This is a genomic window from Pontibacter locisalis, from assembly GCF_042684605.1.
Classification (GTDB): domain Bacteria; phylum Bacteroidota; class Bacteroidia; order Cytophagales; family Hymenobacteraceae; genus Pontibacter; species Pontibacter locisalis.
The window spans coordinates 157,689-173,285 of sequence record NZ_JBHULU010000010.1; the positions used below are offsets into that span (position 1 = coordinate 157,689).

At 47.4% G+C, this 15,597-nt stretch carries 12 protein-coding genes; all 12 read right to left on the reverse strand.

Annotated features, from left to right (window positions below; all coding sequences use genetic code 11):
- Positions 1–328: 328 nt before the first annotated feature.
- A protein-coding gene (gene prfB / locus ACFSRY_RS07650) for a peptide chain release factor 2 (RefSeq protein WP_377504882.1) occupies positions 329–1,406 on the reverse strand; the annotation gives its coding sequence in 2 pieces (ribosomal slippage) (positions 329–1,345 and positions 1,347–1,406; 1,077 coding nt in all).
- A 94-nt stretch (positions 1,407–1,500) separates the two neighbouring features.
- Positions 1,501–2,574, reverse strand: coding sequence for a branched-chain amino acid aminotransferase (locus ACFSRY_RS07655; protein WP_377504885.1), 1,074 nt, complete (start codon positions 2,572–2,574; stop codon positions 1,501–1,503).
- 30 nt (positions 2,575–2,604) lie between these two features.
- Positions 2,605–3,153: a cob(I)yrinic acid a,c-diamide adenosyltransferase gene (locus tag ACFSRY_RS07660; RefSeq protein ID WP_377504888.1), complete on the reverse strand. Its 549-nt coding sequence runs from the start codon at positions 3,151–3,153 to the stop codon at positions 2,605–2,607.
- A complete protein-coding gene (locus ACFSRY_RS07665; RefSeq protein WP_377505133.1) occupies positions 3,154–3,882 on the reverse strand; it encodes an ABC transporter ATP-binding protein in 729 nt (242 codons plus the stop codon).
- A gap of 11 nt (positions 3,883–3,893) precedes the next feature.
- Complete coding sequence (locus ACFSRY_RS07670) at positions 3,894–6,935, reverse strand: hypothetical protein (RefSeq protein ID WP_377504891.1); 3,042 nt, start codon at positions 6,933–6,935, stop codon at positions 3,894–3,896.
- 15 nt (positions 6,936–6,950) lie between these two features.
- The gene (gene gatC / locus ACFSRY_RS07675) at positions 6,951–7,238 is read right to left on the reverse strand and encodes an Asp-tRNA(Asn)/Glu-tRNA(Gln) amidotransferase subunit GatC (protein ID WP_377504894.1); all 288 of its coding nucleotides are present in this window, start codon (positions 7,236–7,238) and stop codon (positions 6,951–6,953) included.
- Positions 7,180–7,986: a lysophospholipid acyltransferase family protein gene (locus ACFSRY_RS07680; RefSeq protein ID WP_377504897.1), complete on the reverse strand. Its 807-nt coding sequence runs from the start codon at positions 7,984–7,986 to the stop codon at positions 7,180–7,182. The genes gatC and ACFSRY_RS07680 overlap by 59 nt, the downstream gene beginning before the upstream one ends.
- 97 nt (positions 7,987–8,083) lie before the next feature.
- Positions 8,084–8,653 carry an NUDIX domain-containing protein gene (locus ACFSRY_RS07685; protein ID WP_377504900.1) on the reverse strand — a complete coding sequence of 190 codons (570 nt, stop codon included), beginning with the start codon at positions 8,651–8,653 and terminating at the stop codon, positions 8,084–8,086.
- Positions 8,654–8,699: 46 nt separating this feature from the next.
- Positions 8,700–9,398: a 3'-5' exonuclease gene (locus ACFSRY_RS07690; RefSeq protein ID WP_377504903.1), complete on the reverse strand. Its 699-nt coding sequence runs from the start codon at positions 9,396–9,398 to the stop codon at positions 8,700–8,702.
- Positions 9,398–11,335: a DUF294 nucleotidyltransferase-like domain-containing protein gene (locus ACFSRY_RS07695; protein ID WP_377504906.1), complete on the reverse strand. Its 1,938-nt coding sequence runs from the start codon at positions 11,333–11,335 to the stop codon at positions 9,398–9,400. The genes ACFSRY_RS07690 and ACFSRY_RS07695 overlap by 1 nt, the downstream gene beginning before the upstream one ends.
- A 375-nt stretch (positions 11,336–11,710) precedes the next feature.
- Positions 11,711–13,627: an acetate--CoA ligase gene (acs, locus tag ACFSRY_RS07700; protein WP_377504909.1), complete on the reverse strand. Its 1,917-nt coding sequence runs from the start codon at positions 13,625–13,627 to the stop codon at positions 11,711–11,713.
- 39 nt (positions 13,628–13,666) lie between these two features.
- Positions 13,667–15,595, reverse strand: a complete 1,929-nt coding sequence (locus tag ACFSRY_RS07705) for a propionyl-CoA synthetase (protein WP_377504912.1) — start codon at positions 15,593–15,595, stop codon at positions 13,667–13,669.
- Between the last annotated feature and the right edge of the window lie 2 nt (positions 15,596–15,597).

The window sequence follows — 15,597 nt, forward strand, 5'->3', positions numbered from 1 at the left end:
CTACGATGCAACAGATGAAAAAGGTTAAAACAAATGCGCAATAAGTTATATCATTAATATGGTTATTTTAATATACATATACTTAATAAATAACTAGTTAAAGGTTTTCCCAACAATACCAACATATGAATAATTCTATTTCTTTCTATCTTATCCTATATATAGCTGTACTATTTATTACCTTATCTCTGTATAAATCAGTTATATAAACTATACCTAATTAAGCAAGTCTTCTTCGAAGAATCTAAACTAAAACTATCATAAAGCAGCAGCGGGCGGTCACAAAAGTAACCGCCCGCTGCTGCTTTATTTTTTATATAAAAAAAGCCTAAGCCTGCATTAGAAAAGCCTTAATGTACTCGTCAAGGTCTCCATCCAACACATTTTGCACATCAGATCGCTCCACTCCTGTGCGTATATCTTTCACCAGCTTGTATGGGTGCAGCACGTAGTTACGTATTTGTGAACCAAAATCAATACGCTTTTTAGTGCTCTCAATGCGATCACGCTCTTCGTTGCGCTTCTCCATTTCTATCTGGTAGAGGCGTGACTTCAGCATACGTAGCGCATGCTCTTTGTTCATGAGTTGCGAACGCTCTATCTGGCACTCAATAACAATACCTGATGGTTTGTGGCGCAGACGCACGGCAGTTTCCACTTTGTTTACGTTCTGGCCACCGGCACCACCGGCCCTATACGTATCCCATTCAATATCGGATGGGTTGATCTCGATATTTATAGTATCGTCTACTACCGGATAGGCAAACACAGATGCAAAGGAAGTATGTCTTCGGCCACCAGAGTCGAAAGGGGAAATGCGCACCAAGCGATGTACCCCAATTTCTGATTTCAGGTACCCGTAAGCAAAGTCACCGGTAATTTCCAGCGTGGCAGACTTTATCCCAGCCCCTTCACCAGCATTATAGTTAATCTGCTTTACTCCAAACTTATGCGACTCTGCCCACATAATATACATGCGCATCAGCATTTCAGCCCAATCCTGGCTCTCTGTACCGCCTGCACCGGGGTTTATCTCCAGTATTGCACTGAGTTGATCCTCCTCGCCGCTCAGCATTCGCTTAAACTCAAGGCCTTCTACTGCTTCCTCAGCTTTTTTGTATTCCTGCTGAATATCCTCTTCAGAGACATCTCCTTCTTTGTAAAAATCGAATAAGACCTCAAAATCAGAAACTGTTTTTTCTACTTCATCATAGTGGTCTGTCCATACTTTCACAGATTTAATCTCTTTCAGAATTTTCTCCGCTTCCTTTGGATCATCCCAGAAAGTTGGTGCAGTAGTTTGCTTCTCTGTCTCTTCTACCTGCTCCTTTTTAGCATCGTAGTCAAAGGTACCTCCTCAAGGCCTCTACTCGGGCCTTCAACTCTTTTAATTGCTCAGTTGTCATTCGCGTTGTTGTGGTTATAGTTCTTTTTAAACGAGAAAATGCTGAAGCATAAACTGTTGCTTATACTCCAGCATCTCTTAAAAGGTAATCATCCTTACAGGCTGATGCGGTATACCCAGTTATGCGTGTCTGCCGCTCTGCCTGTTTTAACTTTTTCCAGCTCAGCAGCAACTCTGTTTGATATTTCACGCGTCTCTACGGCTGGCAGGTCCATATCTGCACCATTATAATGTATGGTTGCAATTTGGGCTACAGTTGCCGCAGTACCTGTACCAAAAGCCTCCTGCAGTTTACCAGCTTTATGCGCCTCTACCAGCTCATCAACAGAAACTTTACGCTCCTCTACAGTATAGCCAAGATCGCGGGCGAGTGTAAGAACACTGTCGCGGGTAATACCTTTGAGAATAGTTGTGCTAACGGGTGGAGTTATCAGTTTTCCATCAATTACAAACATTACGTTCATTGTGCCCGATTCTTCAATAAACTTGTGCTCCTTCGCATCGGTCCAGATCAGCTGATGGTAGCCTTTCTCCTGCATTTTACGGGCCGGCAACAGTGCCGCTCCATAGTTACCTGCTGCTTTGGCATAGCCAGCTCCACCTTCTGCTGAGCGGACGTATTTTGGCTCTATGGCTACTTTCAGCGGCTGACCATAATAGGCACCCACCGGGCAGGTAAAAATAACGAACTTGTAACTGGAGGATGGACGTACCCCGATAAAGTCATCGGTGGCAAACATAAACGGACGAATGTATAAGGCACAACCGTCAGTTGGCGGTACCCAGGCAGCATCCATGCGCAGCAATTGCTCCAGCCCCTGCATAAAAATATCTTCGGGCAGCTCGGGCATGCACATACGTTCAGCCGAGATGTTCAGGCGCTTGTAGTTCTCGAGCGGGCGAAAAAGGAGAATATCGCCATTGGCATCTTTGTAGGCTTTCATACCTTCAAAAACTGACTGGCCATAATGTATTGCCGATGTAGCAGGGCTAAGGGCCAGGTTCCCATAAGGTAGTATTTCAGGCTGCTGCCACTCTCCATCTTTATAATCCACCACTAACATGTGGTCTGCAAAGATTTTCCCGAATTCAATGTTATTGAAGTCCAGTTCTGAAATGCGCGATTCGGTAACACATTTCGCCGGTATGGTTAGCATATCCACTGACATTGTAATTAATTGGTTTCGATTTAATTCGCTTTAGACCCGGGGTTTCCAGACCACTTCCTCGGCCCCTAACTCCTGGGTCATTTTACGGCAAAGGGCAAACAGGTAGTCAGACAATCTGTTCAAATATTTTATCACCAGATCATCTACCTCCGCCACTTGCTGAAGCCGTATTGCTAAACGCTCGGCCCTGCGGCAAACGCAACGGGCAACATGGCAAAACGATACGGACTGATGCCCGCCCGGTAAGACGAAAGCACGAAGCGGAGGCACTTCTGCTGTCATGGAGTCTATCTCTTTCTCCAGCAGTGTAATGTCTTCCTCCTGCAGATCTGGAGTTTTCATTTTAGACTTATCAGGATCAGTAGCCAGTAAAGCTCCAATGGTAAATAGCCTGTCCTGAATCTCTTTCAGCACATCCATGCGGCTTTTATTCACCTCCTGGTCCCGTACAAGACCGATATAGGAGTTTAGTTCATCTACAGTGCCGTAGGCCTCTATGCGAAGATCTGACTTAGCCACACGGGTTCCTCCGATGAGTGAAGTACTCCCCTTGTCGCCTGTCTTAGTATAAATTTTCATTTAGCTGGTGTGTTCTGAATGAAGTTTACCCGCTGTAACCACATCTTTGTTCATCTCATCGGATTCTATCAATCCGTCGCGCATTCGAACAATACGGTGGGCATACCTGGCAATATCTTCTTCGTGCGTCACCATAATAATGGTGTTCCCTTTGGCATGCAGGTTTTCAAAAAGCTCCATGATCTCATAGGAGGTCTTCGTATCCAGGTTACCTGTAGGCTCATCGGCAAGAATAATGCTCGGGTTATTGATCAGAGCCCTTGCAATGGCTACACGCTGCCGCTGACCACCTGACAACTCATTAGGTTTGTGCTTGCCTCTATTGCCAAGGCCTACACTTTCCAGGGCAAGCTGCGCTTTTTCTTCTCTTGCGCTTTTGTTATACCCTGCATAAATCAAAGGCAGTGCAACGTTATCCAGAGAAGACTGCCGGGGTAAAAGGTTAAATGTCTGGAAAACAAACCCAATCTCTTTATTGCGTACCTCTGCCAGCTCATTATCAGACATATTACTCACATCCTGCCCATTCAGGATGTACTGCCCGCCTGTTGGAGTATCCAGGCAGCCGATAATGTTCATGAGCGTAGACTTTCCAGAGCCTGACGGTCCCATAAATGCAACATACTCCCCTTTGCTGATCTTGATAGACACAGAATTTAACGCGTGGATGGTCTCAGCACCCATGCGGTAAATTTTGGAGATGTCGTGAGTTTCGATGATAACGCTCATATGGTCTTTTTTCAAAGTTGCCAGTTATTGGCGCGTGTCTCCACTTCCTGGCGTTTTTTGTCTAATTTCTCTATAAAAGTACTATATTCCGTGGCAGGAAGCAAGCGCTGCAACGTCTGTTGCGCCTGATCTGCATACGAATATAACCCCTGATCCAGGCTCTCAAGTGCATAAGCCTTGTACAGTTCAGAAGAGTAAGGATTATAGGTGATACCGCTAAGCAAGATATTATAAGCCTTCTCACTTTTTGGTGTGTTTTTATCAAAGAAACGGGCAGCTGCTAACACTACCTCCTCATCATAGATAAGCATTGCGAGCGCCTGCTCATACTTAGATGCCGCTTCTTCCGTACGTCCCCGTGCCTCTGCAACTCGGGCTTTAAAGTACAAGCGCTGGCGTTTATCTCTATCTGTAAGATACAATTGGTCCATTTTGCTCAACAGTACATCATACTTCTCTGTATACAGCCACAGCTTTAGTTGGTTTAAGTTAAGTGCTGACCTTAACTCTCCTTCTGCCTGTAACTTAGTAGAGGCATCCTGTATGGCATCGTAGGCGGCCTTCCATTTCTTCTTCCCCATCAGGTAATCTACACGGGCCAAAAGAGCGCGCCTTTTCAGCTCCTTTTCTTCCACCGCCTGTACAAGTGCATTAATGTCCTCCAGGCTTAACTCAGGCAGATTAGAAATAAGATACTGCACCTTATCCTTATCCGGCGCTTCGGCCAGAATAGTTTGTACATCCTGCTCCAAAACTGCAATCAGATCCTGGGCAACAGCAACCGCGGCCTCATTTTCTGTAAAACCAACCTCCTTCAAGGCCTCTACGGCTTCACGAGGCTCATTTGCCAATGCATGCGCATACCCCTCCGACAAGAACGCCTGCTTATTCCCCCTGTCTTTCGCCAGTTTAAAATAAGCCGCGGCTGCCTTAAAGTTCTTCTCCTCCAGCATCCATTGCCCCAGAACATCATAATAGTACCCACTCCGCGACTCTGCCTGCAGCGCAAGGTTCTCTAAAATTCTTCTTCCTTCCCTGGCCCGGCCATTGTAATGATGTACTAAAGCTTTCAGATAAAGCAGGTCTTCAAAAAAGATCTGATTTTCGGGAGAAGACAAATATCGGTTTATTGGAGCCAGCCTGGCAGTATCGCCTTCATTCAGCCTGCTAAGGGTCTGGTTATAGAACAGCGTAAGATCTTCAATGGCTTTAAGTGAATCTGGCATAAAGGCCTCCTTATCCCCGGGCTCCAAACCTAATAACTGACGAAGAGTAGCCGTATTACTTCGCAAGGTCTTGTATTTCCCCTTTCGGCTCTCGTGCAGCAGCTCCTTCGCTGGCTCCAGCATTGCCTGGCGGGTATAGTAAGCCAACCTGTTACTCTGAACAAAATCCTCGTTAGAAGCATACTTCTGGGCCAGGCTGAAATAGTAATCGGTACTATCCTGCACACTTGTCTGGGCATACATTAGCGCCAGGTTATTATAAATCTCAGCACTTTCCGGAAACTTCTCTATCCCCTCCTGCAACACATACATCTTCTCAAAGAAGTACTGCTTCTCATCATACAGATTAGCCAAACGGATATAAAGCTTCGGGTTAGGACGCTTTTCCAGCGCCTCCTTCAGGTACAGGATTTCGTTGTTACGCTGATCCGTCTGCCGTGACAATGAAGCTAAACTATAGTTAGCCTTCACGTTATTAACATCATAAAGATCACTTTCCTGATAAAAACGCTGTGCCAGGATATCGTTTCCTGAGGCCGTGTATAAGTCTCCCAGGTAGTTGTAATAACCCGCCTGTGCATAAAAATAAGAACGATACTGTGTACGCATTACCAGAATAGCACACACCATCAGGCTCATCAGGAAAAAGGAGAAAAGGGAGAAACGTTTCGGTTCATAAACCACTTTATAAACTGGCAGGCGCTGCTCCAGAAGGCCACCAAAGTTTATCAGGATGTAAATAAAGAAGCCGGAACCAAAGGCCAGGTGGGTATAAATAATCAGGTCGTGGTAAAGCACGGTCAGTGAATCGTTGGCTGTTGCAAAAGCATAACCAATACTCAAGAATGCAAACGTAGCAAATACCAGGTACAGGATAGCTCCTGTAGGCCGGAACAGGAACAGGTGTTTGTAATACGCCTCCCGCTGCCGCATCCCCCAGAAACCGGCTACTACTGATAAAAAGAAGATAAAATAGCCGTTGATGTAAAAGAGGTCAGCTTTCAGGTATCCTATGTGGCGCAGGTACAGCAACAACAGGTTAAAAAGATACAGCAGGCTGATAAGCAGGAACTGCCACCTCCCGAAGCGACGTTCCGGCGTCTTTGCCTGCGTGTTTATCCAGAGCAGCGCATTCATATTTTCATAAGACACCCACAGCATAAACAACACAGTAGCCGCCAGTACCCCAATGCTGCTATAGCTTACCAAATGCATGGTAACAAGTTCGGCAGGAAATTCTGCCTCACTATAAATGAGCGTACCCAGTATAGCTACAAACCCCATCATCACAACCAAACGCAATGAGAAAGGGGTTTGGGGCCAGAAAGCCTGAAACGAGTAGCTGCTTATAGCCAGCAGGGCTATACTGACAAGTAAGGTGGTTTGGCTGGCTCCACTACCAAAAACACCAAGCAGGTCGAAATTGAAGGTGGCCAGGAAAAGCATCAGCAGGAGCATTCCGCCAAAATATGCTAACCGCTTCATCGTGCTGATTGCCGCTGTATAGAAGGCGATACAGAGAGCCAACGCTCCTAACAGAAGCGTTGCGGCCACTTTATTGATCTTTGGCAGTGCTACATCGTACTGCTCAAAAATCAGGTATCCGTCAACTGACAGGGTAAAAGTTTCCAGCAGGCGCGTTACTTCATGCACCGGCACCGGCACTACCTGCAAATCTGTAAGTTTGTCCCAGCTAAAGGTGTATTCTCCTCCTGTAAAGTAATGGTACACGCCCAAGACCAGCGCCAGTATGCTTACCAGGAGTAAAAAAAGATAGGGATACTTAATATCAGTATCCCAGCCTTTCCAGAATTTGATTCTATTCATATGTAAGTCAGCAGACTATTCCATTACCTTAGGTACCCGGAAATAATCAGAGTCTTTTTTAGGTGCGTTGAGCAATGCTTTTTCATGGCTAACAGTATTTTCTGCCACATCTTCACGGAAAACGTTCATCTCTTGCGACATATGTGTAAGAGGCTCAATATTTTCCGTATCCAGTTCACGTAGCTGGTCTACCCAGTTCAGGATCTTGTTAAGATCCTGCAGCATTTCCTGCTCCTTCTCTTCGTTAAACTCCAGCCTTGCTAAGTGTGCTAATTTTCTGATAGTCTGAATATCTGTTGACATACGTATGTTTATGACTCTTTATTTCTGATTGAATAATATTAAAAACCCGCTCTTTAAGGGCAGGTAATTCTGCCATTGTCATCCCTTTGGTTTCTACAGGCTCGTGTATCACGATCTTGAGCGGATGCCAGCGCACTTTCAGTTTTCCGTCTAAATCCGGTAAAAAGTGTTGGTTGTATGGCATGGTTACCGGCACCACTGGCAACTGCTTCTCTATGGCTAACTTAAACGGACCATCCTTAAACGGCAGCAGTTGATCGCCGGCTGTCGGTGGAATGGTTCCTTCCGGAAAAATTACAAGGTTACGGCCTTCTTCCAGTGTTTTAACTGATCTAATGTAGCTCTTGGCACTGCTAACAGCGTTCTTCCGATCTACGGAAATATACAGCTTGCTATACACTTTACCCCAAAGCGGCACCTTTGCCAACGAGCTTTTCCCTACAAAGTTAAGAAATCCGGGGATGGTATGCAGCATCATCGGGATATCAAGGTAAGAGCTGTGGTTAGGGGTGAAGATATAGAGCTGCTTTGGGTCAAATTTCATGCGCCACTCCACTATCAACGGAGCCAGAAACATCCGCAGAAAAACAGTAGACCATGCCCTGTTGATGCCATGTACATGCTTATACCACTTCTCTCTCCGGATAAGAAAAGCCTGAAAAGGGTATGTTACCACGAACGGCACTACAAACCAGGTAACACACCAGGTTGTATAGATTCGTTGTGATAAATATTTGATGGCTTTCATGATTTCAAATGTAAGAATTATCCCTCATTGTACAACTGCTCGCAAGCTGCCTTATGTTTGCTTACACTAATGAAGGCCAGCCCTTACTGGTATATCTTTACTTACTCCTACTTTCCTGTTGTTCCAGCAACAGGGCGGCTTTTAAAATTCCTGCAACACTGATCGCATCCGTTATTTCGTTGTTCATAGCCATGCGAACAGCCTCTTTAAATGTAACACGCTTAATATGCAGCTCCTCTGTCTCTTCAAATGCAGTTTCGCCAGCCTTTAGTTCCTGCGCAAGAAAAACAAAGCCCTCTTCATCAGTTACGGAATTGGATGTGTGCAACCGGCAGATATTTGTCCATTTGGCTGCAGTAAAACCTGTCTCCTCCTGCAGCTCGCGCTTAGCTGATTCCAGAATGTCATTTTCGATCAAGCCGCCACCCATAGGAATTTCCCAACTGTACTCGTTGAGCGGGTAGCGGTACTGGCCGATCAGGTAGGTATAGCCTTCATCATCTATGGGAATGATGCCAATGGCCTTATTTTTCATGCTGACCACGCCATAGATGCCTTCACCGCCTTTAGGATTCAGCACCTGGTCTTCGCGCACTTTAATCCAGGGGTTCTGGTAAATGTCTTTACTGGACAGGGTGGTCCAGGGGTTATGTGTCTCGTCGATCATAGCTTGAACTTATTCTGGTGCAAAGATAAGGCTTAACTCAAACCTTTTACTTCACTAAATCTCCTAAAATCTTTATTCCCCGCTTCTGTGCCTTTTTCAGCAGCTTAAGCAGAAGTATAGCCGTTGTAAACGCATCACCAGAAGCTGTGTGTCTGGACTCTGCCGGAAGTTTATACCTGGCACAGAGGGCATCCAGGCTATAATCAGAACGGTTGTAGCTATCCGGGCTAAACTGAAATTTTTCCAAACGGCGTGCCAGGGTGGCTGTGTCAAGGCGCATGTTCCTGATCCTTCCGCTGATCTTACTGCGCCTGACAATCTGGTCCAGCATCTCTATGTCGAACTTTACATGGTGCCCCACTAAAACAGCGTTGCCTATAAAATTCAGGAAAGCCTGTAGCGCCTCCTGTTCCGTGAGCCCCTGCTGAACTTCTGAGGGCAGTATTCCATGCACTTCAGGGCTTTTATTCCCCAGCGCCACCTCCTGCTGTACCAGACACTCAAAGCTTTCCCGCACCAACACTTCCAGGTTAAATACTTTCACTGCCCCGATAGACAGTACCCTGTCATTCTCTACATCAAGGCCTGTTGTCTCTGTGTCAAACACTACAAATTCAGTTTCCTCTATTGCAGTGCCTGTGGCAGGTTGTGTGTTGATCTTTTCCAGGTACAGTTTCCAGAAATCAGGATCAGAAGGTAATGCCTTATAATCACTCCCTATCAGCTTTTTCCACCAATTCACCATCAGCCGAAATAGTTAAGTTGAAACCGCACCTGCAGTAGCTCCTGTAAGTCACTGATCGGCTTGAACGTGTTGCGGAGTGTCTGTCGCTCCAGTTTGTTGAGCTGCGATGGGTCCAGGTAACGTCCGGAGTCTTGGTTCCTGAGTCCGTTCTGGGCCCGGAAACGCATCATAATTTCGTAAGCCATGGCTGCCTCTCTGTAGACAGCGGCATTCTGCGGCTCCAGGTCTGCCAGCCTGGCAAATCTTTTAAAGGTATTGTTTTCCCCCGCTATGCGGTTATCCAGCGTCAGCACACGGGCGGCATCTATCAGAGGTGCCATGGCGCGCAGCTTAATATCAAACTGGTCTCTGTGCTCCCCTCCCCGCTCTACAACAAAGTTGCGGAAAAAGCTGAGGGGCGGAGGGCTCTGCAAAGCGTTCTTTGCCAGGTAAGGCAGAAAAATTCGCTCCTGCTGTATATGCTCGTAAATGTAATCCGTAAGTTGATAGCTAAGATCAGAGTCTCCGTAAACAGGCCGGTAATCAAAGAAAATAGACGCATTAAGCAGGGCCTCTTCTGTAGGCTCGTGAATCCAGGTATAAAAATACTGTTTCCAAGTGTGCAGGGGCTGGCACCACTGCGGGTTGCTGGCCATCATGTTGGCCGGACATTTCTCAAAGCCACATTTTTCGAGAACCTCGTTTACGATAGCGGCTAATTTCAGAAAATATGCCTGTGCCTCTTTCTCACTTGCAGCATGCTTGTCCTCAAACACCAGCGCATTATCCTGATCGGTGCGCAGCAACTGCTCCTCCCGACCTTCGCTGCCAATGGAGAGCCAGCAGTAGCGGAGCGGCGGTTCACCAAGTATACTTTCAGCATGCTGCAATGCCCTTACAATAATAGCATCGTTGATCTCCGTAACAATGTTGGCCACAAAGGCAATGTTTACTTCCTGCTCCAGGTACTTCTGCAACAGCTCCTCGGCCTGACTACGAATAGCGGGTAGGTTATCGATGCTTCTCGTCAGGCGTATCTCCTGTACCAGCACAGCCGGGTTGTTGCCCTGTGCCAGCAAAAGATCGTGTTCCGTAAGCATACCCTGCACCTGCGACTGTGCTGTTCCATCTGCTGTAATGCACAGGTGCTTCACCTTATGGCGCATCATGAGAATAAGCGCCTCTGCCATATGCGGCTCTGGTTTGATGGTGATCACCGGTGAAGACATTGCCTCCGAAACCTTATCGTTGATGCTGATGTGGCCGGCCACTACCCGCTTTCTCATGTCTGTATCCGTTAGAATACCCACAGGACAGCTCTGCTCATCTACCACCAGCATAAAACTTGAGTCTTTGTCGCTCATGATCTGTGCTGCCAGACGCAGCGAAGTATCCGGGGGGCAGGTAACGGCAGTTTGCGTGCTGTCTACAATCAGTATATCTTCTAGGTGCAGCGGCAAGGGATTAACCATGTTATTCCTGAGTCCTTTGCGGGCCCTGTTTGTCTCCTGCATTCCGCCCTGCTGGATAGGCGCACCTGCTGCAAAGTCGGCTGCAAAGTATAGAGCTACCTCAGGGTTACTATGCAGGACCGGCTCAAACAACTCGGTTGGCACGCCATAAACAAGCGTTTCCTCTGCTGCTGTTGCAGTAGAGGAATAATTATTTTTAGTGATTAGGGCACGTGCTCCAAAAACATCGCCTTCATCACACACATCCACCAAGAGTAGCTCACCTTCCTCGCTCCGCTTTTCTAATCTGACTGAGCCCTGCCGCGCTATGTAAAAATAAGCATGCTTCGTGTCGCCCTGCGAGAAAAGCACCTGTTCCGGCTCCAGGTATAGCACCCGTACCTGAGAGGCTAATTCCCGCAGCTTCGCCTCTTCTATCAGGTTAAAAGGCGGGTACTTATTCAGGAAATCATAAACGCGTTCTTGAATGAGATTAGAGGGCTTCATAGGGGTGATTTATACTTGTTAAGTTACGGGTTTGGGAGGTGTGTAGCAATACCCTATCCTTACTTTAAAACAGGGAAGGATTTGCAGTGCCGGGTCCAACCATCCCTAACCCCTCCTGGTCTAAGGCGGGGAATTTTACTTACTGCCTCATGCCCCAGCACAATAGTTAAAGCAGTTCCTCATTGTCATCTTGTAAAAATCTTGTGAGAAGGGAGGTTAAGCATCAGCAACAGAGTTTATACTTTTGCTATAGTAATGCAAGAGCTCCCCGCCTTAGCTAAGGAGGGGCAGGGGTGGTTGGACCCGGGACCACCAGAAACGTATAAAGTCCTGCTACAAGAGTAACAGGACTTTATACGAGCAACTAAACTTAATCTATTTTACCTGGACAGCATTTAATGCTCCATCCTTTATCTCATCCACTACAGTTGGGTCGAGCAAAGTGCTGGTGTCGCCTAAATTGGAAGTATCTCCTTCTGCCACCTTGCGTAGTATGCGGCGCATTATTTTACCAGAGCGTGTTTTCGGCAAACCACTTACGATTTGAATCTTGTCTGGTCTGGCGATTTTACCTATCTTCTCTACCACTGTCTCCACGATCTCTGCACGCAGCCACTCGTCGTTTTCCGGCCTATCCTTGCAGATTACAAAGGCATAAATTCCCTGCCCTTTCACATCATGCGGATATCCTACTACTGCAGACTCGATAACATGTGAGTTATGGTTGATAGCTTCTTCAATCTCGGCTGTGCCAAAACGATGTCCGGATACGTTGATCACATCATCCACGCGGCCTATTATACGATATAGCCCATTTTCATCGCGCTTCGCACCGTCACCGGTAAAGTATAGATTCTTGTAAGTGGAGAAGTAGCTGAGCCTAGCACGTTCATGGTCACCGTAAGTGGTCCTGATCATGCTTGGCCATGGGAATTTAATGCAGAGATACCCTTCTACACCATTCTCTTTGATCTCGTCACCGTTACTGTCTACTAATATCGGCTGCACGCCAGGCAACGGAAGACCTGCATGACTTGGCTTCATCGGGGTTACTCCTGCCAACGTAGAAATCATAATGCCACCTGTTTCGGTTTGCCACCAGGTATCCACCAGCGGGCAGCGCTCCTTTCCGACGTGTATGTGGTACCAGTGCCATGCCTCTTCATTTATTGGCTCACCCACTGAGCCCAGTACTTTAAGGGAGTCCAGGCTGTAAGAGAGTACTTCATCAATATCGCCACCCATAAGAGAGCGTATGGCAGTTGGAGCAGTATAAAAAATAGTTACACCGAATTTATCAACCACCTGCCAGAATCGGCCCATGTCCGGGTAAGTAGGAACGCCCTCAAACATCAGGGTAGTGGCCCCGGAAAGCAGCGGGCCATACAGCAGGTAAGTATGTCCTGTTATCCAGCCAATGTCAGCGGTACACCAGTACACGTCACTCTCCTCATACTGGAACACGTTACAGAAACTATACTGGGCATACACCATATAGCCGCCACAGGTATGCACTACTCCTTTTGGTTTGCCGGTGGACCCTGAAGTGTAAAGAATGAACAGCATGTCCTCTGCATCCATTTCTTCGGCAGGGCATTCTTTGCTCACCTCTTTTACTTCCTCGTGGTACCATACATCCCTGCCTTCAACCATGTTAACTGCCCAGCCTAAACGCTCCACTACGATCACTTTCTTCACAGATTCGCACATTTCCAGTGCTTCGTCTACAACACGCTTCACAGGAATTTGCTTGGCGCCGCGGTTAAGGCCATCTGATGTAAGTACCATGCTGCACTGTGCATCATTGATCCTGTCTGCCATACTTACAGCTGAAAAGCCGGCAAACACTACCGAATGGATAGCACCAATTCGTGCACAGGCCAGCACCGCAAAGGCCAGTTCAGGAATCATCGGCATGTAAATACATATCCTGTCTCCTTTTTTAGCGCCGTTCTTTTTCAATACATTGGCAAACTGGCATACCTTCTCGTGCAGCTCACGGTAAGTATAGCGGATGTACCTTTCCTTCGGATCGTTAGGCTCCCAGATCAGGGCAAGTTTATTACCGCGGGTTTTTAAGTGGCGGTCCAGGCAGTTTTCTGTGATGTTCAACTTACCACCCTTGAACCACTCTATACTTGGCTCCTCAAAATTCCACTCCAGGGTGGTATTCCACTTCTTACGCCAGGTAAATGTACTCGCTATATCACTCCAAAATCCCTCGGGGTCCTCTACGCTACGCTTATAAGCCTGCTCGTATTCTTCATTAGTTTTAATCTGATGGTTCATCATGGCTCAGAAAGTTTAGTTATCTTAAGGTAGTTAAAATGTTTATTGAATAAAAGCATTGCCTATGCACCGTGCTTTCAGGTCATTGTGTATTTCAGTTAGTATAGCCGGATCGTCTATGGTAGATGGAATGGCATAATGTTCTCCATCAGCAATATTCCGGATGATTTTACGGAGGATTTTGCCAGAGCGGGTCTTGGGAAGCCTGTTCACGACTAGCGCATTTTTGAAGTATGCCACAGCACCGATCTTCTCTCTAATTAATGCCACCAGCTCCTGCTCCAGTTGTTCTTCGCTTATCTTTTTGCCGTCTTTAAGTACGACCAACCCTATTGGCCGCTGCCCTCGCAGTTCATCACTAATACCCACTACGGCACACTCTGCCACTGCCGGGTGCGAGGCTACCATTTCTTCCATCTCCCCGGTAGAGAGGCGGTGCCCGGATACGTTGATCACATCATCAATTCTGCCCATGATGTACACGTACCCATCCTCATCCATGTAGCCGCCATCGCCGGTCATGTAATACCCCGGAAAGCGCTCCAAGTAAGAGTGGAAGAAACGCTTATCGTCCTCCCACAGTGTTGGAAGGCATCCCGGAGGCAAGGGCAATTTTACGGCCACATAGCCTTCCTGCGAAGGAATCAGCTCGTGCCCGTCCTCTCCCAGTATTTCTACTTTATACCCACACACTGGTTTTCCGGCTGAGCCGGGTTTAGCAGGCATCAACCCAAAGCCTGCCATGTTAGCCACCATTGGCCATCCGGACTCTGTCTGCCACCAGTGATCGACTACCGGCACTTTCAGCAGGTCCTTAGCCCAGTGGTAGGTAGCTACATCGCAACGCTCCCCGGCCAGGAAGAGGCACTTCAGTGATGGCAGGTCATACATCTGTTTGTAGGTCCCATCCGGGTCTTCTTTTTTGATGGCACGAATAGCTGTTGGAGCCGTAAACAGCACCTTTACGTTATGCTGCATGATGATGCGCCAAAAAGTACCGGCATCGGGTGTCCGGACCGGCTTGCCCTCAAAAAGAACGGTAGTGCAGCCATGAATAAGTGGCGCGTAGACAAGGTAAGAGTGCCCTACTGCCCAACCCACATCCGAGGCTGCCCAGAATACATCACCCGGATCTACATCATACACTGCTTTCATACTAAACTTGAGCGCCACCGCATGTCCGCCATTGTCCCGGACTATACCTTTCGGTTTGCCTGTGGTACCTGAAGTATAAAGGATGTACAACGGATCGTTGGCATCCACAGGCACACAATCAGCTGGCGTTGCTTTTTGCAGCAGCTCTTCATAATCCAGATCGCGGCCAGGCTGCATCGTTGCCTGCACATATGGCCGTTGCAGGATGATGGTATGGTCAGGTTTGTGCTGGCTGTCCTGCAGGGCCTTATCGAGCAAGGGCTTGTACGGGATGTGCTTATCGAACTCAATGCCACAGGAGGCAGAAACCACAACTTTAGGTTTTGCATCATCAATCCTAACGCTGAGCTCATGAGGTGCAAATCCACCAAAGACTACAGAATGTACAGCTCCTAAACGCGCGCAGGCAAGCATCGCTATTACAGCCTCTGGTATAACAGGCATGTAGATAACCACCGTATCACCCTTGCCAACTCCTAGCCCCCGAAGAGCTCCTGCAAAACGGGCAACCAGGTCACGAAACTCACTGTAGCTGTACTTACGCACCGTGTTGGTAACCGGAGAATCATAGATCATGGCAGTCTGATCGCCACGGCCATTCTCTACATGATAATCCAGGGCCAGGTAAGCAGTATTTAGCTTGCCTCCTTTGAACCAACGGTAGAAACCGTTGGCATCGGTGGTGAGAATTTGCTTCGGCTGTTCGTACCAGGCAATTTGTGCGGCTTGCGCTGCCCAAAAAGCTTCCGGCTCGGAAATACTCTTGTTGTAAGCCTCTGCATAGGAATTAGCTGTTCTTGTGGCGATTGTTTCCATGG

Coding starts and splice junctions, on each gene's coding strand:
- ACFSRY_RS07690 (WP_377504903.1), bottom strand. CDS start 9,398: ATGGTGAATTGGTGGAAAAAGCTGATAGGGAGTGATTATAAGGCATTA.
- ACFSRY_RS07695 (WP_377504906.1), bottom strand. CDS start 11,335: ATGAAGCCCTCTAATCTCATTCAAGAACGCGTTTATGATTTCCTGAAT.
- ACFSRY_RS07680 (WP_377504897.1), bottom strand. CDS start 7,986: ATGAAAGCCATCAAATATTTATCACAACGAATCTATACAACCTGGTGT.
- ACFSRY_RS07705 (WP_377504912.1), bottom strand. CDS start 15,595: ATGGAAACAATCGCCACAAGAACAGCTAATTCCTATGCAGAGGCTTAC.
- ACFSRY_RS07685 (WP_377504900.1), bottom strand. CDS start 8,653: ATGATCGACGAGACACATAACCCCTGGACCACCCTGTCCAGTAAAGAC.
- ACFSRY_RS07665 (WP_377505133.1), bottom strand. CDS start 3,882: ATGAGCGTTATCATCGAAACTCACGACATCTCCAAAATTTACCGCATG.
- gatC (WP_377504894.1), bottom strand. CDS start 7,238: ATGTCAACAGATATTCAGACTATCAGAAAATTAGCACACTTAGCAAGG.
- ACFSRY_RS07660 (WP_377504888.1), bottom strand. CDS start 3,153: ATGAAAATTTATACTAAGACAGGCGACAAGGGGAGTACTTCACTCATC.
- ACFSRY_RS07655 (WP_377504885.1), bottom strand. CDS start 2,574: ATGTCAGTGGATATGCTAACCATACCGGCGAAATGTGTTACCGAATCG.
- acs (WP_377504909.1), bottom strand. CDS start 13,627: ATGATGAACCATCAGATTAAAACTAATGAAGAATACGAGCAGGCTTAT.
- ACFSRY_RS07670 (WP_377504891.1), bottom strand. CDS start 6,935: ATGAATAGAATCAAATTCTGGAAAGGCTGGGATACTGATATTAAGTAT.